Here is a 17896-nt window from a genome sequence, read left to right as displayed (position 1 = left end):
ATTATTTTGAGAGCAGCAATTTCAATCGGTTAGATCGATAATTTCTTACGTAAACGTAAGAAATTCTGTCACCGAATTGTTACTCGGCGGCTCGCTTTGCCGGAGTCTGGGCAAGATATTCGGCACTGCGCATCTCGAAAAGCCGGGAAGTCGTGCGGTCGAATTCGAAGCCTTCGGTTCCACGCCGCTCGACCAGCAATTCCTCCGGCATGGCCGCTGCAGAAACATAAAGGCGAATATTATGATCGTAAAGCGTGTCGATGAGAATGATGAAACGCTTGGTCTGGTTGCGCTTTTCCGGCCCGAGCTTTGGCACGCGATCCAGAAAGATCGTATCGAAACGCTCGGCTATGGCGAGGAAATCGGCAGGCCCAAGCGGCGCCTCGCAAAGATCGGTAAAGGAAAAGCGCGCCATGCGATCGACCGCCAGCGGCACATGAATGGAGCGCCCCTTTCTCGGAATCTCCATCGGCTGCGCTCTGCGTCCGTGCAGTGCCTGCATCCAGGATGCATCCATCGCCATATCGGCGCGCTGGTCGAGCGGCGTGAGATAGACGGGCTGGCTGTTCAGCTTCTCCATGCGGTAATCGGTCGGCGAATCCAGCGTCACCACATCGACGTAGCGCTTCAAGAGATCGATGAAGGGTAGAAACAGGCCGCGATTGAGCCCGTCGCGATAGAGGTTGTCCGGCTCCACATTCGAGGTGGCGACCAGCACGCAGCCAAGCGAAAACAATTCGGAAAACAGCCGCGACAGGATCATCGCATCGGCGATATCGGTGACGGTGAATTCATCGAAGCAGAGCAATTCCGCCTCGGCATAAAGATCGGCCGCAATCGGCGGCAGCGGATCGGCCTGCTTGGTCTCGCCATTCTTGAACTTCAACCGCTGCGCCGCAATGCGGTTGTGAACATCGGTCATGAATTCATGGAAATGCGCGCGGCGCTTCTTCTGGCAGGGCGCCATGGCGAAAAACATATCCATCAGCATCGTCTTGCCGCGTCCGACACTGCCGTGGATATAGAGGCCCTTGATGGTTTCGACCGGCTTCCTGCGCGCGGCAAACATCCAGCCGAGCGCGCTCGACTTGCTGGCCGGGCGCTTCCGCTTGAGATCGGCAAGCACGCGATCGAGCAGTCTCGCCACGTTCATCTGCGCCGAATCCACCTGAAGCGATCCGGAAGCCGTCAGCGCCTTCAGCTGCTCGCTGACGCTGAGGGAATAGTCGGGCATGGGCTGCATGGGGAAATATCCGCCTGTGCAAAAAGGGGCGCGCCGAAGGACGCTGCCCCGTCAGATAAGCTTATCGGCTGAGGCCGATTGGCTGGCCGGAAGCGGTCGAGCCGTCAAAGCGCGAATCGGCCGTCTTGTAGAGCGTGCCGATCGTGCTGCCGTCGCGATTCTTCAAAAGAATCTGCTTGCCGGAAACCTCCCAGGACCCCATTGCGGTAAGCTCGCCCGAGCAACCGCGCGTGCCGCCGCGAGAGCCGCTGCCGAGATTGGTGAGCGTCAGGAACATATCGCAGCTCGATCCGCCGTTGCTGACCTTCCAGCTGCCGACCATCGACTCCTTGGTGACGTCCATGGCGGAAGCGGCCATTGCCTGCTGCTGTTGCGGGTTACCCGCATTCGGCGCATTCGACGGCGCCGCAGGAAACTGCGAGGGGTCGCCGCCGTTCGCAGGAGGAAGCTGGCTTGACTGAACGGAGGGAACAGGCGCTGCCTGCAGCGGCGGAGCCGAATAATTGTCGTTGTATGCTGTGCGCTGGCAACCGGCAAGCGACAGGCCTATCACCGCAGCCGTCACCGCATATCTGAACTGCATCATCACACTCCTAATTAATTGTCCACCGCTGACATTTGCAAAGTGATGCTCAATGACGTGGGAATTATCGTATTTCACTTTGGTTAATCAAGTCGATACCGCCATAATTTGCCGCAGGCCATAGCTGGACAAGAATCGGGTGGTTTCAAGGCCTAACGCGACGAACCTCATCCAGATGAGTGCTGTCACCAAATTTCCGCGCCCACCATGGCCATTCGGTTTCGGCTTGCTGCTACATGCAGCCGCGAAACCGACAACCGATGCTACGCTTCCGTCAAGTCGGCGAAGCTAGTTTCTGCTGGGCCAGTCTAAATCACTAGAGTGCGACGCGAGAGTGCCAAACGGCGGGTTAGACCCGCCGCTCGACCATCATCTTCTTGATTTCGGCGATCGCCTTGGCCGGGTTCAGACCCTTCGGGCAAGTCTGCGCGCAGTTCATGATCGTGTGGCAACGATAGAGGCGGAACGGATCCTCGAGATTGTCAAGGCGCTCGCCCTTGGCTTCGTCTCTGGAGTCGATCAGCCAGCGATAGGCCTGCAGCAGCACGGCCGGGCCGAGATAGCGGTCGCCGTTCCACCAGTAGCTCGGACAGGAGGTCGAGCAGCAGGCGCACAGGATGCATTCGTAGAGGCCGTCGAGCTTCAGGCGGTCCTCATGGCTCTGCTTCCATTCCTTGGCCGGCGGCGGCGATACTGTCTTCAGCCAGGGTTCGATCGAGCGATGCTGGGCGTAGAAGTTCGTCAGGTCAGGCACGAGATCCTTGACGACGGGCATATGCGGCAGCGGATAGATCTTCACCGTGCCCTTGATCTCGTCGAGACCCTTGGTGCAGGCGAGCGTGTTGGTGCCGTCGATATTCATCGCGCAGGAGCCGCAAATGCCCTCGCGACAGGAACGGCGCAGCGTCAGCGTCGGATCGATCTTGTTCTTGATGTAGAGCAGACCGTCGAGCACCATCGGGCCGCAATCGTCGATATCGATATAGTAGGTATCGATGCTCGGGTTCAGGCCGTCATCCGGGCTCCAGCGATAGACGCGGAATTCGCGCGTATTCTTGGCGCCGACCGGCTTCGGCCAGACCTTGCCTTCGCGCATCTGAGAGTTCTTGGGGAGAGCGAGTTCAACCATGGTCAGTTCCTCTCAGATCAATACACGCGTGCCTTCGGCTCGATCTTGTGCGGATCGATGCCTTCGGCGATCAGGTCGGTGTGGACGGGACGATAGTCGAGCTTCACATCGCCGGCTTCGTTGATCCAGGCAAGCGTGTGCTTGCGCCAGTTCTCGTCGTCGCGGCCGGCGAACTTGCCCTCGGTATAATCCTCGCGTGCATGCGAGCCGCGGCTTTCCTTGCGGGCCTCGGCGCCGTAGATCGTCGTGATGGCGTTGGCCATCAGATTATGCAGTTCCAGGGTCTCGACCAGATCGGAATTCCAGATCAGCGAGCGGTCGGTGACCTTGATGTCGGCCATTTCCTTCCAGATCTCGGAAATGCGGCGGCAGCCGGATTCCAGCGATTCCTGCGTGCGGAACACGGCGGCATCTTCCTGCATGGCGCGCTGCATCTTTTCACGCAGCGCTGCCGTCGGCGTCGAGCCGCTGGCATGGCGCAGGCGATCGAAGCGATCCATGATCTTGTCGCAAGCGGCAACGTTGACCGGCGGAACCGGGCCTTCGCGGTCGATGACCTGGCCGGCGCGGATGGCGGCGGCACGGCCGAAGACCACGAGGTCGATCAGCGAGTTGGAGCCGAGGCGATTGGCGCCGTGCACCGAAGCGCAGCCGGCTTCGCCGACGGCCATCAGGCCCGGCAGGATGCGCTCGGGATTTTCGCTGTCGGCATTCAGCACTTCACCCCAGTAATTGGTGGGAATGCCGCCCATGTTGTAGTGAACCGTCGGCAGAACCGGGATCGGCTCGCGGGTCACGTCGACGCCGGCGAAAATACGGGCGCTTTCGGAAATGCCGGGCAGGCGCTCATGCAGCACGGCCGGATCGAGGTGGTCGAGATGCAGGAAGATGTGGTCTTTGTTCTTGCCGACGCCGCGACCCTCGCGGATTTCCAGCGTCATGCAGCGCGAAACCACGTCGCGCGATGCAAGGTCCTTTGCCGAAGGAGCATAGCGCTCCATGAAGCGCTCGCCTTCGGAATTGACGAGATAGCCGCCTTCGCCGCGTGCGCCTTCGGTGATCAGACATCCTGAACCGTAAATCCCCGTGGGATGGAACTGCACGAACTCCATGTCCTGCAGCGGCAGGCCGGCGCGGGCAACCATGCCGCCGCCGTCGCCGGTGCAGGTATGGGCCGAGGTCGCGGAGAAATAGGCGCGGCCGTAGCCGCCGGTCGCCAGCACCACCATCTTGGCGGCAAAGCGATGGATCGTGCCGTCATCGAGGCACCAGGCGACGACGCCGGTGCAGCGGCTGCCATCGTCGGACATGATGAGATCGAGCGCGAAATACTCGATGAAGAATTCGGCATTGTTGCGCAGCGACTGGCCATAGAGCGTGTGCAGGATGGCGTGGCCGGTACGGTCGGCAGCAGCGCAGGTGCGCTGCACCGGCGGTCCGTCGCCGAAATTCTGCATGTGGCCGCCGAACGGGCGCTGGTAGATCTTGCCTTCCTCGTTACGCGAGAACGGCACGCCGTAATGCTCGAGCTCATAGACCGCTTTCGGCGCTTCCATGACCATGTACTGCATCGCATCGACGTCACCGAGCCAGTCGGACCCCTTGACGGTGTCGTAGAGATGCCACTGCCAGCTGTCCGGCGTCATGTTCTGCAGCGAGGCGGCGATACCGCCCTGGGCAGCGACCGTATGCGAACGGGTCGGGAAGACCTTCGTGATGCAGGCGGTGCGGAAGCCCTGTTCGGCCATGCCGAGCGTGGCACGCAGACCGGCGCCACCGGCGCCGACAACGATCACGTCATAGGAGTGATCGACATATTTATAGGCTGAGCCATTCTGAGCGGATGAGTTCGGTGCCATGATGCATTTATCCTACGAACGCGATCTTCAGAATGGCGAAAAGACAGAGCCCCGCCAGAATGACCGCGAAAAACGTGTTGAGCATGAGAAGGACGATCTTGCCGAATTCGCCGTGGACATAGTCCTCGATGATGACCTGCATGCCGAGCTTCATGTGGATGATGCCGGAGATCACCATCAAGGCCATGATGACGGCGACGAGCGGATTCGACAGCGCGTGCACGACTTCCGTATAGGGCGCGCCGGCATAGATCAGCAGGAAGATGACGAAGAAAATGAAGAGCGGAACATTGGCGACGGCGGTCAGGCGCTGACGCCAGAAATGATCGGTGCCTTCCTTGGCGGAGCCGAGGCCGCGGACTTTACCCAAAGGGGTGCGCATATCCATGATATATATCCTCTAGAGCATGATCCCGAAAATCACCGAGTGGTTTTCGGAAACGATCACACCAATCAACCCAGCCTGATGACGATGCCGACGATCCAGACCAGCACGGTCAGACAGATCGACGCGACGAGCATGAGCTTGGCCACCCTGGTAGACACGGCAGGGTCGAAACCATAGCCGAGATCCCAGAAGAAGTGGCGAAAGCCGCCGAGCATGTGATGCAGCAGCGCCCATGTGTAGCCGAACAGGATGATCCGGCCGACGATGGTCCCCAGGATCCAGTTGACCAGATCGAAATAGCCCTGGCCGGTCGCAGCGGCGATCAGCCACCAGGCAACCAGCACCGTGCCAAAGTAGAGCGCGCCACCGGTGATGCGGTGGACGATCGACATGACCATGGTGGGAATGGGTTTGTAAATTTGCAGATGCGGCGACAAGGGCCGGTTTTGTGTGACGTTCGCCATCAGAACCTCGCGGCGTTACGGTACGCTTAAAACCCGGATATCCGGGGCAACGCGCGCACAGGGACGTGCAGTGTGCGTTGCATCATTGCGACCATTAATCGCCCAAATGCCTATCGACAAGCACAATTGATGCCTGCACCGAATTTAATCGATTGGGATCGCTTTGCACTTTAGCGAGTATGCAAGGACGCGCTCCCCATTCGGCCCCATTTACCATTTCCTCAACCCTGACGTGGACTTCGCGCCGGTCTTGGGGCAATCTGCCGTTAAGATTTCATTAACCGACCCAAACGGGGGCGAATCATGAGCTTGCATCTTTTCAGGGCATCAGCGCTCGTTTTGGCGGCAGTAGCCGCATTTTCGTCAAGCGCTGTGCTGGCAGGCGATTACCGTCACTGGCATCACCGCGACCATTCGGGCCTCGTGCGCCTGAACCAGATATCGGCGCCGCAGGGTTTCGGGCAGCAGCAGCCAGCCAGAATCATCCTCATGGAACCGCGTGAAGCGGCAAACGCCGGCACCTATGCCGGCTCGGCCGATGTCTATCAGGCCAATGGCGGCACCTATGTCGTCGGCTATGGCGGCTACAATCCCTATGCCCGTCCTGTTGCAGTGCAGCCGAGGCCGCGCGCCAAGGTCATCAATGTCCGCTATGCCGGCAATCCCTGCTCATACGAAGCGGGCGTCTGCGTAATCCGACCCTGAGGAAAAGCCTTAGCCGGCGAGAAATCGCCACACGGTGGTCTTCTTGATTTCGCTGTCCTCCAGCGCTCGCGTCACCGGCACCTGATAGGTCGCCTGCGCTTCCAGCCGATCTTTTGGCAGATAGGCTCTGCCTGGATCTCCGACCAGAACCAGCTTCCCCTCGCCCGCCAATTGCCGGAGCCAGGGAACTAGGCTCGCTGCAAAATCCTGATCGTAGAAGACATCGCCGGCGAGAACGACGTCGGCCTCCACCGAGCGGCCGATGATATCGTCGCCGGCAAAGTCGAGAGCGACGCCGTTTTCAACTGCATTCAGCCGGATTGCCGTGCCGGCCCATGGGTCGATATCGACGGCAAGTACATGGCTGGCGCGCGCGCGCTTGGCTGCAATCGCCACGAGGCCGGAACCGCTGGCGAAATCCAGCACTTTTCTGCCGGCAACCGTCGCCGGATGATCGAGGATATAACGCGCCAATCCCTGGCCGCCCGCCCAGGCAAAAGCCCAGAAGGGCGGCGGCAGGCCGATCTTCTCCAGCTCCTCTTCCGTCTTCAACCAGAGCTCATGCGCTTCGCTTGCCAGATGCAGCCGGACCTCCGGCACATGCGGCGGCGTCATGAGGCTGGTATTGGCGCGGATAAAACTTTCCGGATCGGTTTTCAAAATTCCCCAGCATCGGACGGGAGGGTAGAATCAGACGGATGACCGGGATCAAACAGGAGGATTATCCAGTTCGCCCATGCGGCAAACTTCGAGCCATTCCTCATCCGTCACCGGCTGCACCGAAAGCCGCATCGAGGTGACGAGCGCCATCTGCGAAAGCTTCGGGTTTGCCTTGATATCCTTCAGGGAGACAAATTTCGGCATGTCGCGCACGACGCGGATGTCGACGCACTCCCAGCGCAGATCGTCCTTGGCTGTGGAATCGTGATGTGCCAGCGCACAAACCTCGACGATGCCGACGATCTCCAACCCGTCATTGGAGTGGTAGAAGAAGCCCTTGTCACCGATCTGCATCGCCCGCATGTTGTTGCGGGCGAGATAGTTGCGCACGCCGGTCCATTCGGTTCCCTTTTCGCCGGCATCCTTCTGCTGCTGCCAGGACCAGGAAGACGGTTCGGATTTATAAAGCCAGTGCGCCATGCCTCATGCCTCCGGATTGTTGAAGACCCAGTTGAACGGCTTGATCTCGACGCTCTCGAACAGGCCGGCCTTCGTATAGGGATCCGCATCCGCAATCGCTTTTGCCGCCTCGATGGTCTCGGCACTGACGATGACGAGGCTGCCACTCGGCTTACCATCGGCATCGAGGAAAGGTCCCGCCATCTTCAGCATTCCCTCGGCATTCAACTTGTTCAGATGCTCCACATGCGCCGGGCGCGCCTCCATGCGAACATTCAGGTGGCCGGGTTTATCCTTGCAGACAAAGGCGAACAGCATTGTTGGGCTCCTTCAGATATCGAGAAAATCATTCCGTCGTAATCGGCCGCGTCATCAATTGGCCGATGGCCGTGGCTATGTCGAGCTTGCCGTCGATGATGGCGGAAACCGCTTCGGTGATCGGCATGTCGACACCGAGTTCGCCGGCCAGCCGCGCGGCGATGGAGGCAGCATAGGCGCCTTCGACCAGCGTGCCATGCGTGGGATCGGCCGTTTCTCCATGGCCGAGCGCAATACCGAATCGCAAATTGCGGGATTGATGGCTGGTGGCCGTCAGCACGAGGTCGCCGAGGCCGGAAAGCCCGCGCACCGTTTCCGCCTTGCCGCCCTTGGCTGCGACGAAGCGCGACATTTCGGCAAGGCCGCGGCTGATCAGGGCAGCACGGGCGGAATCGCCGATGCCGCGCCCCTCGACGATGCCGCAGGCAATGGCGAGCACATTCTTCAGCGCACCACCGAGTTGCACGCCGATGCGATCGTCCGATGCATAAAGGCGGAACGTCGGGCCGGAAATCGCCTGCGCAAGCCTCTCCGCCACTGTCATGTCGGCAGCCGCGATCGCCATGGCCGTTGGCAGGCTCTTGGCAATATCGGCGGCAAAGCCCGGTCCGGAGAGCACGGCGATGGCGTGCTGCGGCAATTCCCGCTCCAGCATCTCGGTCAAGAGATCGCCGGAGACCTTGTCGATGCCCTTGGCGCAGGTGACGACAATTGCATTCTTGGCAAGATAAGGCCCATACAGCCTGGCGGCATCCGCCTGCGCCTGCGACGGCATGGCGAAAAGGACGATCCCGGCATCGGAAACAGCATCCGGCCCGGCCGAAAATTTCAGAGAATCCGGGAGCTCGACACCGGGCAACACGGCATCATGCATCCGGTCGACGGCGAGATCGGCCATCAGCGCCGCCTTGCGTCCGACAAGCGTCACGTCGCTGCGGCCGGTCAGCGCAATCACGGCTGCAAGCGCCGTGCCGAAGGCGCCTGCGCCGATGACTGCGATCCGTTCCTTGCCGCTCATGCTTTGGCTCCGCGTTTGCCATGGCCCAGGAGCGTTTCCGCCTTCTGATCCAGTGGCCAGCGCGAACGCGGCTGCACATCGAGATCATCAGGGGCAAAGCCCGTCGCCATGCGTTCCAGCCCGGCCCAGGCGATCATGACGGCATTATCCGTACACAATCTCAATGGCGGCGCGATGAAGCGGAAACCGTTGGCGTCGCAAAGGTCCTGCAGGGTCCGGCGCAGCTCGAGATTGGCGGCAACACCGCCGGCAACTACGAGCGCCGGCTTTTCATCCGTCTTCGGAAATTCCGTCTTGAAGCGCTGCAGGCCGCGACCGATGCGATCCTTCAAGGTGCGCGAGACCGCCTTCTGGAAGGAGGCGCAGATATCGGCGATATCCTGCTCCGTGACGGGCGCGATGGCCGTTGCCGCCTGCCGCACCGCCGTCTTCAGGCCGGAAAAGGAAAAATCAAGGCGCGTCTCGCCGACCAGCGGCCGCGGAAGATCAAAGCGATCCGCATTGCCGTTTCTGGCTGCTGCTTCCACGGCCGGACCACCGGGATAGGGCAGACCCAGGAGCTTGGCGGTCTTGTCGAAGGCTTCGCCCAGCGCATCGTCGATGGTGGTGCCCCAGCGCTCGTACTGGCCGACGCCACGCACGAGGATGAGCTGCGTGTGGCCGCCGGAAACCAGCAGCATCAGATAGGGAAAGGCAAGCCCGTCGGTGAGCCTCGCCGTCAGGGCATGGCCTTCCAGATGGTTGATGGCGTATAATGGCTTGCCTGTGGCGCGCGAGATCGCCTTGCCGGTCATCAGGCCGACGAGCAGCCCGCCGATGAGGCCGGGACCTGAGGTCGCGGCAATGGCATCGACGTCCAAGAGCGACACATTGGCGCGTTTCAATGCTTCGTCGATCAGCGTATCCAGCGCCTCGACATGCGCCCGCGCGGCAATTTCCGGCACAACGCCGCCATAGGCGCTATGCTCGTCCAGCTGGCTCAGCACGACATCGGAGCAAACCGTGGACGTACCGTCATCCCGGCGTTCGACAATGGCCGCGGCGGTTTCGTCGCAGCTTGTTTCGATGCCGAGAATACGAAGAATGGACGCCATGGAGAAAGTTCGTTGCCTACAGGTCGATTGCGATAAAGCGGAAATATGGTTACGGGAACTGTCGGTAACAACGGATCAAAGCGGATGCAAACAAAACCTTTCCGGATCGGCACGCGCGGCAGCCCGCTGGCGCTCGCCCAGGCGCACGAGGCCCGCGATCGCCTGATGGCGGCGCATGGCCTTCCGGAAGAGATGTTCGAAATCGTCGTTCTCACCACCAAGGGCGACCGTATCACCGACCGCTCGCTGGCGGCGATCGGCGGCAAGGGCCTGTTCACGGAAGAACTGGAAGAGAAGCTGATCTCCGGCGAGCTCGACTTCGCGGTTCACTCCGCCAAGGACATGGCGACGAAAATTCCGCAGGGCCTGGCGCTGACGGCCTACCTGCCGCGCGAGGACATCCGCGATTCCGTCATCGGCCGCACGGCACCGAGATTGATCGAACTGCCGCATGGCGCGACGGTCGGCTCCGCATCTCTGCGCCGTCAGGCGCTGATCCGCCGCCTGCGCCCCGATATCAATGTCATTACCTTCCGTGGCTCGGTCCAGACCCGGCTGCGTAAGCTGGAAGAGGGCCAGGCGGACGCAACGCTGCTTGCCGTTGCCGGCCTGAAGCGGCTTGGCAAGGTCGAGGTCATCACCGATATCCTCGATCCCGACGAATTCCCGCCGGCTCCGGCGCAGGGCGCAATCGCCATCGAAAGCCGGATCGCCGACAGCCGGATGAACGACCTGCTCGCCGCCATCAACGACGGCCCCACCTTCGACACCGTCTCCTGCGAACGTGCCTTCCTGGCAGCGCTCGACGGCTCCTGTCGCACACCGATTGCCGGTTATGCGGTCTGCGAGGGAGATCATCTGCGCTTCTTCGGCATGATTCTCACGCCCGACGGACAGCAGGTGCACACGACCACCATCGAGGGCAATCGTCGCGATGCCGAGGCGCTCGGCACCAATGCCGGCCAGGCTATACGCGCCGAGGCGGGCAGCACCTTCTTCGAAGACTGGATCTGATATCCGATGCGCGTCGTCGTCACCCGCCCCCAGCATTCGGGTGAACGCACCATCAGGCGGTTGGCGCAGATGGGTCACGAAGCCCTGTTGTTGCCTTTGGCCGAACCGGTCCATCATGTCGACGAGGCGAGGCGCGCGCTCCTGGACACACATGGCGCCATAGCCATCACCAGCGCCGAAGCGATTCGGGTTCTTGCGACGTTGGGGTCCGATCTCGCCGAGCATCTCAATCGCCCCCTCTTTGCCGTCGGCAAGGCGACGGCGAAAGAAGCCACCGATCTCGGCTTTACCGATATTGCCACGTCCGAGGGCGGCGGCGCCGAGCTGGCGGCGCTGATTCCCGCACATGCGGCCAGCCTAGCGAACACTCCCCTTCTCTATCTCGCGGGCCATCCCCGCGCTGCCGGCTTCGAGGCAAGATTGACCGAGCTGCAGCTGCCGTTCCACACGGTCGAATGCTACCGGATGCGAGATATCCTTCCCGGCGAGGATATCCTGCGTCGATTTTTCAAAGATGCGCGCACAGATGCCCTGCTGCTCTATTCCCAGCAGACGGCACAGCGCTTTTTCAGCCTGCCCTTCGTTCAACAAAATCCCGCGCTTTTTGCTGAAACACGCTTCCTCTGCCTGAGTGAGGCCATTGCAGCGGCGATCCCGCCCGCCATGCGTTTACATGTCGATATTGCCGACATGCCGGATGAGGACAGACTTCTGGCGCTGCTTGTCTCAGAGTAAGGCCGCAATTTTGATCTAAGGTCTTTCCATAATGGCCTTGTCTGTCTAACTTCGTTGCAGCGCATGAAAAGAGGACCTCCATGGTACCGGGAAAACCGCCTAACCATTCGAAGCCCAATGACGAGCCGGTCACGATTGATCTGGAAGCCGAAAAAACTGCGCAGGACGCAGCCCATGAGGATGTGACGGAGCGTCACCATGGCGAATTCGCCTCTTCCTCCGCCAATGAAGTGGAAATGCCGCTGGAAGCGGAGAAGGAACCGCTGCGCGAGGAAACTCAAACCAGCAGCTATGATCCGGACCCGGAAGAGCCGCAGGCCACAGCGGCGCGACAGCCTGATCCCGCCCCTACCTATTCCGGACAGCCGCCGCGACGGGAGGGCGCGACTTCAGGCCTGATCGCCGCCGGTATCGTTGGCGGACTGATTGCGCTCATTGGCGCCGGCGCCATTCAATATGCCGGCCTGTTGCCGGGCCAAGGTGCGGCCAAGGATCATTCCGCCGAGATCGCAGCGCTCAACTCTGAAATTGACGGATTGAAGCAAACCGTCACCAAACTCGCCTCCGCTCCCTCGCCAAAGCCCGACAATGCGCTTGCGGCCCGTGTCGCAGCGCTCGAGACCAAGGCTGCCAGCAACACCTCGGCCGGCGGCTCCGCGGGTGTGACCAGCGGCGACGCCGATCAGAAGGTCGCTTCGCTGAGCGCGGAGGTCGAGCAGCTGAAGGCGGATCTCGGCAAGGCGACCCAAAGTCAGGCGACTTCCGACGCCGAAGTCGGCAAGCGTCTCGATGATGCCGAGAAGAAGCTCAACCAGCCGAGCCAGGAAAGCGCGGTCGCCCGCGCCATTGCCGCTGCCGCGCTGAAGGCGGCGATTGATCGCGGCGGCCCCTTCCGGCCCGAGCTCGATACCTTCGCCAATGTCGCGCCGGACGATCCGGCCGTGACCGATCTCAAGAATTTCGCCCAGACCGGCGTTCCCTCGCGCGCCGATCTGATCCGTCAGGTGACGGATGTTACCACCGCCATTGTCGCCACTACGCAAAGTGACGATCCCAACCAGAGCTGGAGCGATCGTCTGATGTCGGGCGCCAAGTCGCTGGTGCAGGTACGCCCCGTCGGCAACGTTCCCGGCGACAGCGTCGATGCGGTCGCCGCGCGTTTCGAAGACAAGGTGAAGAATGGCGATCTGCCGGGCGCGGTGACCGAGTGGAACAGCCTGCCCGACGCCGCCAAGTCGACCTCCGCCGCCTTCAAGCAATCGCTGGAAGCCCGCATCCGCGTCGAAGATCTGGTAAGCGATGCGCTGTCGAAGGCCATCGCCAATACCGGGAAACAGAATTAAGGACGGAGCGCGCAGCAATGATCAGACTGCTTATCTTCGCCATTCTCGTCCTGGCTCTCGGCTATGGCTTTTCATGGCTTGCGGATCGCCCAGGCGATCTCTCCCTGGTCTGGGAAGGCCAGCTCTACCAGACCAGGCTGATCGTGGCCGCCGGCATATTGATAGCGCTGATTGCCGCCGTCATGATTGCCTGGTGGTTCCTGCGATTGATCTGGACCTCGCCGCATTCCGTCACCCGCTATTTCCGCGCCCGCAAGCGTGACCGTGGCTATCAGGCGCTTTCCACCGGTCTGATTGCTGCCGGTGCCGGCAACGCCCTGCTTGCACGGAAAATGGCAGCGCGTACCCGTGGTCTGATCCGTGCCGACCAGGAACCGCTCATCAATCTGCTCGAGGCTCAGGCGGCGCTGATCGAAGGCAAGCACGACGAGGCACGCCAGAAATTCGAGCTGATGGCCAACGACCCGGAAACGCGCGAGCTCGGCTTGCGCGGGCTCTACCTTGAAGCCAAGCGCCTCGGTGCGCATGAGGCCGCGCGGCAATATGCCGAAAGGGCTGCCGATCAGGCTCCTTATCTACCCTGGGCGGCACAGGCGACGCTCGAATATCGCAGTCAGTCCGGCCGCTGGGATGACGCCATCAAGCTGCTCGATCAGCAGAAGGTCGCCCACGTCGTCGACAAGACAACAGCCAACCGCCAGCGCGCCGTGCTGCTGACCGCGCGCGCCAGCGACAAGCTCGAGAGCGATCCGGCCGGTGCTCGCGACGATGCGCTTGCGGCCCTGAAACTGGTGGATGATTTCGTGCCGGCGGCGCTCATAGCCTCCAAAGCCCTGTTTCGCGAGGACAAGGTGCGCAAGGCCGCGTCCATGCTGGAGCAGGTCTGGAAAACCCAGCCGCATCCCGAGATCGGCAAGGCCTATGTGCGTGCCCGCAGCGGCGATTCCGTCGTTGATCGGCTGAAGCGTGCCGAACGGCTGGAGGCCATCCGGCCGAACAATGTCGAGGCATTGCTGCTCACCGCCAAGGCGGCGCTCGATGCAGGCGATTTCGGCAAGGCCCGCGCCAAAGCCGAAGCCGCCGCGCGGATCGATGCCCGCGAGGGCGCCTTCCTGCTTCTGGCCGATATCGAGGAAGCCGAGACCAATGACCAGGGCCGCGTGCGCCATTGGATGGCACAGGCGCTGCGCGCCCCGCGCGACCCTGCCTGGGTTGCCGACGGTTTCGTATCCGACAAGTGGCTGCCGCTATCGCCGGTCACGGGCCGCCTCGACGCTTTTGAATGGAAGGCACCCTTCGGCCAGGTCGAGGGACCGGTGGAAGAAGGGTCTGTCGTATCTGTCGATGCCGCGCTGAAATCGCTGCCGCCGGTGCGCGAGGCCGCTCCCGCAACCGCGACGGAGCCACCGAAAGCACCGAAAGTTGTATCGCCAGCAGCCAATACCTATGTCATGGAATTGGAGCCGACGGTGGCAAAACCGACGCCGAGCGCATCCGTCGCCGCGCCACAGCCGGCGCAAAAAGAGCCGGAACCACGGCCCTTTTTCGGCGGCGCGCCGGATGATCCGGGTGTGAAAGACCAAAAGCTTGAACCGGAACCCAAGACACGGCTCAAGTTGTTCTAGAGCAATTCCAGTAAAGCTACGCAGCGCTTTTGCCGGAATTGCGGAAAAACAAAAAGATCGAGCACGGTGCCCCCAAGAACCCTGCTCCACCTGCTTTAAGAATGGAAACGGATGTTCGAACGCTTTCAGGAATTTCTCCATAACCTGACCCAGGATCACCCCAAATCCGGCTTTGCACCCGACGACCCGCGCGTTGCGGTGGCGGCACTCTGCATCCAGGTGATGGAAGCGGACGGCAAGATCGAGAACAGCGAGAAGAAGCGGCTGCGCAAGCTCCTGAAGGAGCAATACGGTCTTGACGGCCGCGAGCTCGATCGACTGATCGCAGCCGGCGAGGAAGCCGAAAGCGAGGCAGTCGACTACTACCGCTTCACCTCGGATCTGAAACGCCATCTCGATGGTGCCCAGCGGCTGGAACTGCTCGGCATTCTCTGGGATATCGTCTATGCCGATGGTGAGCGCAGCGAGATGGAAGACCACGCGATCTGGCGCATCGCCGATCTCATGGGCATTTCCGACCGCGAGCGCATCATGAAGCGCCAGGAGGCGGCCGCCCGCGCACCCGGTTCCAAGGTGGAGACGGGCAATGATGATTGAAGCGCCGAAGAGCGCAGGCCGACCCATATTGATCGTGCTCCATCAGGAGCGTTCCAGTCCCGGCCGCGTCGGCCAGATGCTGCTGGAGAAGGGCTACGATCTCGATATCCGTCGCCCGGTCCTTGGTGAAAGCCTGCCCTCGACGCTTGCAGCCCATGCCGGCGCCGTCATTTTCGGCGGTCCGATGAGCGCCAACGACCCGGATGATTTCGTCAAGGCGGAGATCGACTGGCTCAAGGTCCCCCTCAAGGAAAACCGCCCCTATCTCGGCATATGCCTCGGCGCGCAGATGCTTGCCCGTCAGCTCGGCGCCAAGGTGGGCGCGCGCGACGACGGCAAGACCGAGATCGGCTGGTATGCGCTGAACCCGACGGAACGGGGCCGACTGCTGATGCGCTGGCCGCAGATGGTGTATCATTTCCACCGTGAAGGCTTCGAGCTGCCGCATGGAGCCGATCTCCTGGCCACCGCCGAGACCTACCCCAACCAGGCCTATCGCTACGGCGCCAACGCCTGGGGCCTGCAGTTCCACGCCGAACTCACGCGTGCCATGATGCAGCGCTGGGTCGTGCATGGCGAGCACCGCTTCTGCATGCCGAACGCCCAGCAGGGTCGCGAGCATCTGGAAGGCCGCATGATCTTTGACGCCGCGCTGAAAGCCTGGCTGTCGGAATTCCTCGATCTGGTCTTCGAGGGCAAGCAGGCGATGGCTGCCTGAGGCGACCGATATCTCAGTTCGCCGCGAGAATTGGATCATATTGCTGGATCGCCCGGCGGATCGATCCGGCATATAGTCTCATCTTTTCAGTATCTGTTATCAGCACATCCCTGACATATCTCGGGATCTCTAGCTGCACGCCGGCATTCCGCCTGCCGCGATTGCATATGTTGCCTGTCCCGGTACCCGCCAGAGCCTCGCCTCTCGCCCTCGCAATCACAGCAAAGCCATTCTCCCGTAACGACTGAACGATCAAATCGCGAAGCGCCGTATCGAGGCCGCCGACCCAGCTTGTTTCCGGATCGTCCCTGTCCAATCGGCCATGAATGGCGACGACGACCTGTGATCCGGACACGAGGCCAAGCGCCATCGGCTCGTCGAAATGCGCGGAAGTGATGTGCAGATCGTGATGCGACCTGTCTGCGGCCAGCCCTTCGAAACAATAGAAGGAGAAGCTCTCCGCCGCTATCTCCGCCGTGATTTCCGAGGTGCTCGGCTCGATGAAGCCGCCATGTGGAGCGATAATGGCAACGGGCGAGGACCGATCTTCCATGCGGATACGGTAGTCGACGCCCTCACCCTCATGCTCCCGCAGCGCTGAGAACGAACCATATCGATCCGGCTGCCTTGTCATGCCGCAACCTCACGCCGGCTGCGGTTCGCCGTCACGATCGGGCGCGTTCAGGCTGTCGATCCGGCGAAGCTGCGGGAAGCCGGTTGCCCAGAGCACGGCAACGGCGAGCGTGCCAATGCCGCCAATGACGACGGCGGGGATGGCGCCGAAATAATGAGCCATGGTGCCGGCACGGAACTCGCCAAGCTCGTTGGACGCCCCGACGAAGACCATGTTGACGGCATTGACCCGGCCACGCACATGATCCGGCGTCCAGAGCGTGATCAGCGTCTCGCGGACATAGACCGAGATCAGGTCGGAGGCGCCCATGATCGCAAGAGCCGCAATCGACAGCCAGGCCGTGTGCGAAATGCCGAAGATCAGCGTCCCCAGGCCAAACATGGCGACGCCGATGAACATGCAGATCCCGGCGCGGTTGCGGATGGGATAGGTCGCCAGAAACAGGCCCATGGCGATGGCGCCGAAGCTTGGCGCGGCGCGCAGCAGCCCGAGGCCCCAGGGGCCAAGCGTCAGAATATCGCGCGCATAGATGGGCATCAGCGCGACGGCACCGCCCAGTAGCACGGCAAAGAGATCGAGCGAGACGGCACCGAGAACGACCTTTTCCGACCAGATGAACCGGAAACCGGCAAGCATCTCGTTCAGGCTTCGCGCCTCATGGGCGACGCGCTGCTGCGGCTTCGGAATCAGGAAAGTCAGCACCGAACCCGCGGCAAAGAAAAGCACCGCCACCGTATAGGCGACGCCGGCGCCGACGCCATAGAGCAAGCCGCCTGCGACCGGCCCGAGAATAGCCGCAGCGTCCCACGACATCGAATTCCAGGTGATGGCATTCGTCAGGTCTTCGGGCGGTATGAGGTTTGGCGCCAGAGACTGCATCGCGGGCGTCATGAAGGCGCGCTCGATGCCGAAGACGGTAAGGATCAGGAAGACCGGCAGCGGCGCAAAGGTGCCCGACACGGTCAGGAACAGCAGAGCCGCAGTGCAAAGGGTACCAACAAAGATGCAGATCGCAGCAATCATGCGCCTGTTGTAGCGGTCGGCCACCGTGCCCGTCACCAGGATCAGCAGCAGTGACGGCAGGAACTGCACCAGGCCGATCAGACCGAGATAAATCGGCTTGCCCGTGTGCTCATACATCTGCCAGCCGACGGAGACGCTGACCACCTGCGTCGCAAAGGCCGTCAGAAACCGCGCGAAGAAGAAATAGCTGTAGGCGATGTGCCTGAAGGCGGCAAACCGGTCTCCGCTTGCAGCGAACGACATGAGGCGAGACTTTCCGGCGCGGCGGCCGATGCAAAACGCACGCT

General features: G+C 61.6%; 20 protein-coding genes. 7 read left to right on the top strand and 13 right to left on the bottom strand.

The window, feature by feature from the left end:
* Nucleotides 1–79: 79 nt before the first annotated feature.
* The 6 genes from zapE to sdhC all read right to left on the bottom strand — a co-directional run bounded on the left by zapE (nt 80) and on the right by sdhC (nt 5666).
* Nucleotides 80–1243: a cell division protein ZapE gene (gene zapE, locus ACQZ6F_RS20685; protein WP_449093813.1), complete on the bottom strand. Its 1164-nt coding sequence runs from the start codon at nt 1241–1243 to the stop codon at nt 80–82.
* A 61-nt stretch (nt 1244–1304) separates the two neighbouring features.
* Nucleotides 1305–1826: a protease inhibitor Inh/omp19 family protein gene (locus ACQZ6F_RS20680; RefSeq protein WP_077471933.1), complete on the bottom strand. Its 522-nt coding sequence runs from the start codon at nt 1824–1826 to the stop codon at nt 1305–1307.
* Between the two features lie 349 nt (nt 1827–2175).
* On the bottom strand, nt 2176–2955 hold the full coding sequence (locus ACQZ6F_RS20675; RefSeq protein WP_068388856.1) for a succinate dehydrogenase iron-sulfur subunit: 780 nt from the start codon (nt 2953–2955) through the stop codon (nt 2176–2178).
* 17 nt (nt 2956–2972) lie between these two features.
* Nucleotides 2973–4814: a succinate dehydrogenase flavoprotein subunit gene (sdhA, locus tag ACQZ6F_RS20670; protein WP_068388853.1), complete on the bottom strand. Its 1842-nt coding sequence runs from the start codon at nt 4812–4814 to the stop codon at nt 2973–2975.
* 7 nt (nt 4815–4821) lie between these two features.
* Nucleotides 4822–5202 carry a succinate dehydrogenase, hydrophobic membrane anchor protein gene (gene sdhD / locus ACQZ6F_RS20665; RefSeq protein ID WP_077471935.1) on the bottom strand — a complete coding sequence of 127 codons (381 nt, stop codon included), beginning with the start codon at nt 5200–5202 and terminating at the stop codon, nt 4822–4824.
* A gap of 65 nt (nt 5203–5267) precedes the next feature.
* Complete coding sequence (sdhC, locus tag ACQZ6F_RS20660) at nt 5268–5666, bottom strand: succinate dehydrogenase, cytochrome b556 subunit (RefSeq protein WP_068388847.1); 399 nt, start codon at nt 5664–5666, stop codon at nt 5268–5270.
* 303 nt (nt 5667–5969) lie between these two features.
* Here sdhC and ACQZ6F_RS20655 point away from each other — a divergent pair, with 303 nt between their 5' ends.
* Nucleotides 5970–6371, top strand: a complete 402-nt coding sequence (locus ACQZ6F_RS20655; RefSeq protein ID WP_077471936.1) for a hypothetical protein — start codon at nt 5970–5972, stop codon at nt 6369–6371.
* A 9-nt stretch (nt 6372–6380) separates the two neighbouring features.
* Here the strand turns inward: ACQZ6F_RS20655 and ACQZ6F_RS20650 are convergent, their stop codons facing one another.
* From ACQZ6F_RS20650 to tsaD, 5 genes are read right to left on the bottom strand one after another with little or no spacing between them, the layout of a single operon-like run.
* Nucleotides 6381–7031 (bottom strand): class I SAM-dependent methyltransferase, encoded by a 651-nt coding sequence (locus tag ACQZ6F_RS20650; protein ID WP_449093814.1) that lies wholly within the window; start codon nt 7029–7031, stop codon nt 6381–6383.
* A 48-nt stretch (nt 7032–7079) separates the two neighbouring features.
* Nucleotides 7080–7511 (bottom strand): EVE domain-containing protein, encoded by a 432-nt coding sequence (locus ACQZ6F_RS20645; protein WP_449093815.1) that lies wholly within the window; start codon nt 7509–7511, stop codon nt 7080–7082.
* A gap of 3 nt (nt 7512–7514) precedes the next feature.
* Nucleotides 7515–7808, bottom strand: coding sequence for a YciI-like protein (locus ACQZ6F_RS20640; RefSeq protein WP_449093816.1), 294 nt, complete (start codon nt 7806–7808; stop codon nt 7515–7517).
* 28 nt (nt 7809–7836) lie between these two features.
* Nucleotides 7837–8826: an NAD(P)H-dependent glycerol-3-phosphate dehydrogenase gene (locus tag ACQZ6F_RS20635; protein ID WP_449093817.1), complete on the bottom strand. Its 990-nt coding sequence runs from the start codon at nt 8824–8826 to the stop codon at nt 7837–7839.
* A complete protein-coding gene (gene tsaD, locus ACQZ6F_RS20630) occupies nt 8823–9920 on the bottom strand; it encodes a tRNA (adenosine(37)-N6)-threonylcarbamoyltransferase complex transferase subunit TsaD (protein ID WP_077471941.1) in 1098 nt (365 codons plus the stop codon). The genes ACQZ6F_RS20635 and tsaD overlap by 4 nt, the downstream gene beginning before the upstream one ends.
* Nucleotides 9921–10004: 84 nt before the next feature.
* Between tsaD and hemC the strand changes: the two genes are divergently transcribed.
* From hemC to ACQZ6F_RS20600, 6 genes are all read left to right on the top strand, one after another.
* Nucleotides 10005–10934 carry a hydroxymethylbilane synthase gene (gene hemC / locus ACQZ6F_RS20625; protein ID WP_077471942.1) on the top strand — a complete coding sequence of 310 codons (930 nt, stop codon included), beginning with the start codon at nt 10005–10007 and terminating at the stop codon, nt 10932–10934.
* Between the two features lie 6 nt (nt 10935–10940).
* A complete protein-coding gene (locus tag ACQZ6F_RS20620; RefSeq protein WP_449093818.1) occupies nt 10941–11669 on the top strand; it encodes a uroporphyrinogen-III synthase in 729 nt (242 codons plus the stop codon).
* A gap of 80 nt (nt 11670–11749) precedes the next feature.
* A complete protein-coding gene (locus ACQZ6F_RS20615; protein ID WP_449093819.1) occupies nt 11750–13012 on the top strand; it encodes a COG4223 family protein in 1263 nt (420 codons plus the stop codon).
* A 17-nt stretch (nt 13013–13029) separates the two neighbouring features.
* On the top strand, nt 13030–14637 hold the full coding sequence (locus tag ACQZ6F_RS20610; RefSeq protein WP_449093820.1) for a heme biosynthesis HemY N-terminal domain-containing protein: 1608 nt from the start codon (nt 13030–13032) through the stop codon (nt 14635–14637).
* 111 nt (nt 14638–14748) lie between these two features.
* A complete protein-coding gene (locus ACQZ6F_RS20605; RefSeq protein ID WP_068388809.1) occupies nt 14749–15234 on the top strand; it encodes a tellurite resistance TerB family protein in 486 nt (161 codons plus the stop codon).
* Complete coding sequence (locus tag ACQZ6F_RS20600) at nt 15227–15952, top strand: glutamine amidotransferase (protein WP_077472038.1); 726 nt, start codon at nt 15227–15229, stop codon at nt 15950–15952. The genes ACQZ6F_RS20605 and ACQZ6F_RS20600 overlap by 8 nt, the downstream gene beginning before the upstream one ends.
* Nucleotides 15953–15965: 13 nt before the next feature.
* Here the strand turns inward: ACQZ6F_RS20600 and ACQZ6F_RS20595 are convergent, their stop codons facing one another.
* Together ACQZ6F_RS20595 and ACQZ6F_RS20590 are read right to left on the bottom strand one after the other, a co-directional pair.
* Nucleotides 15966–16586: a poly-gamma-glutamate hydrolase family protein gene (locus tag ACQZ6F_RS20595; RefSeq protein ID WP_449093821.1), complete on the bottom strand. Its 621-nt coding sequence runs from the start codon at nt 16584–16586 to the stop codon at nt 15966–15968.
* A gap of 9 nt (nt 16587–16595) precedes the next feature.
* Nucleotides 16596–17852 carry an MFS transporter gene (locus ACQZ6F_RS20590; RefSeq protein WP_449093822.1) on the bottom strand — a complete coding sequence of 419 codons (1257 nt, stop codon included), beginning with the start codon at nt 17850–17852 and terminating at the stop codon, nt 16596–16598.
* Nucleotides 17853–17896 lie beyond the last annotated feature (44 nt).

The organism is Rhizobium sp. A22-96 (assembly GCF_053521805.1).
Note: the sequence above shows the minus strand (reverse complement) of the source record. Positions and strands in the feature narration are given on the sequence as shown.

Bases quoted from the DNA above. Each gene is read 5' to 3' on its own strand.
- zapE (WP_449093813.1), bottom strand. From the start codon at position 1,243: ATGCAGCCCATGCCCGACTATTCCCTCAGCGTCAGCGAGCAGCTGAAG.
- ACQZ6F_RS20680 (WP_077471933.1), bottom strand. From the start codon at position 1,826: ATGCAGTTCAGATATGCGGTGACGGCTGCGGTGATAGGCCTGTCGCTT.
- ACQZ6F_RS20675 (WP_068388856.1), bottom strand. From the start codon at position 2,955: ATGGTTGAACTCGCTCTCCCCAAGAACTCTCAGATGCGCGAAGGCAAG.
- sdhA (WP_068388853.1), bottom strand. From the start codon at position 4,814: ATGGCACCGAACTCATCCGCTCAGAATGGCTCAGCCTATAAATATGTC.
- sdhD (WP_077471935.1), bottom strand. From the start codon at position 5,202: ATGGATATGCGCACCCCTTTGGGTAAAGTCCGCGGCCTCGGCTCCGCC.
- sdhC (WP_068388847.1), bottom strand. From the start codon at position 5,666: ATGGCGAACGTCACACAAAACCGGCCCTTGTCGCCGCATCTGCAAATT.
- ACQZ6F_RS20655 (WP_077471936.1), top strand. From the start codon at position 5,970: ATGAGCTTGCATCTTTTCAGGGCATCAGCGCTCGTTTTGGCGGCAGTA.
- ACQZ6F_RS20645 (WP_449093815.1), bottom strand. From the start codon at position 7,511: ATGGCGCACTGGCTTTATAAATCCGAACCGTCTTCCTGGTCCTGGCAG.
- ACQZ6F_RS20640 (WP_449093816.1), bottom strand. From the start codon at position 7,808: ATGCTGTTCGCCTTTGTCTGCAAGGATAAACCCGGCCACCTGAATGTT.
- ACQZ6F_RS20635 (WP_449093817.1), bottom strand. From the start codon at position 8,826: ATGAGCGGCAAGGAACGGATCGCAGTCATCGGCGCAGGCGCCTTCGGC.
- tsaD (WP_077471941.1), bottom strand. From the start codon at position 9,920: ATGGCGTCCATTCTTCGTATTCTCGGCATCGAAACAAGCTGCGACGAA.
- hemC (WP_077471942.1), top strand. From the start codon at position 10,005: ATGCAAACAAAACCTTTCCGGATCGGCACGCGCGGCAGCCCGCTGGCG.
- ACQZ6F_RS20620 (WP_449093818.1), top strand. From the start codon at position 10,941: ATGCGCGTCGTCGTCACCCGCCCCCAGCATTCGGGTGAACGCACCATC.
- ACQZ6F_RS20615 (WP_449093819.1), top strand. From the start codon at position 11,750: ATGGTACCGGGAAAACCGCCTAACCATTCGAAGCCCAATGACGAGCCG.
- ACQZ6F_RS20610 (WP_449093820.1), top strand. From the start codon at position 13,030: ATGATCAGACTGCTTATCTTCGCCATTCTCGTCCTGGCTCTCGGCTAT.
- ACQZ6F_RS20605 (WP_068388809.1), top strand. From the start codon at position 14,749: ATGTTCGAACGCTTTCAGGAATTTCTCCATAACCTGACCCAGGATCAC.
- ACQZ6F_RS20600 (WP_077472038.1), top strand. From the start codon at position 15,227: ATGATTGAAGCGCCGAAGAGCGCAGGCCGACCCATATTGATCGTGCTC.
- ACQZ6F_RS20595 (WP_449093821.1), bottom strand. From the start codon at position 16,586: ATGACAAGGCAGCCGGATCGATATGGTTCGTTCTCAGCGCTGCGGGAG.
- ACQZ6F_RS20590 (WP_449093822.1), bottom strand. From the start codon at position 17,852: ATGTCGTTCGCTGCAAGCGGAGACCGGTTTGCCGCCTTCAGGCACATC.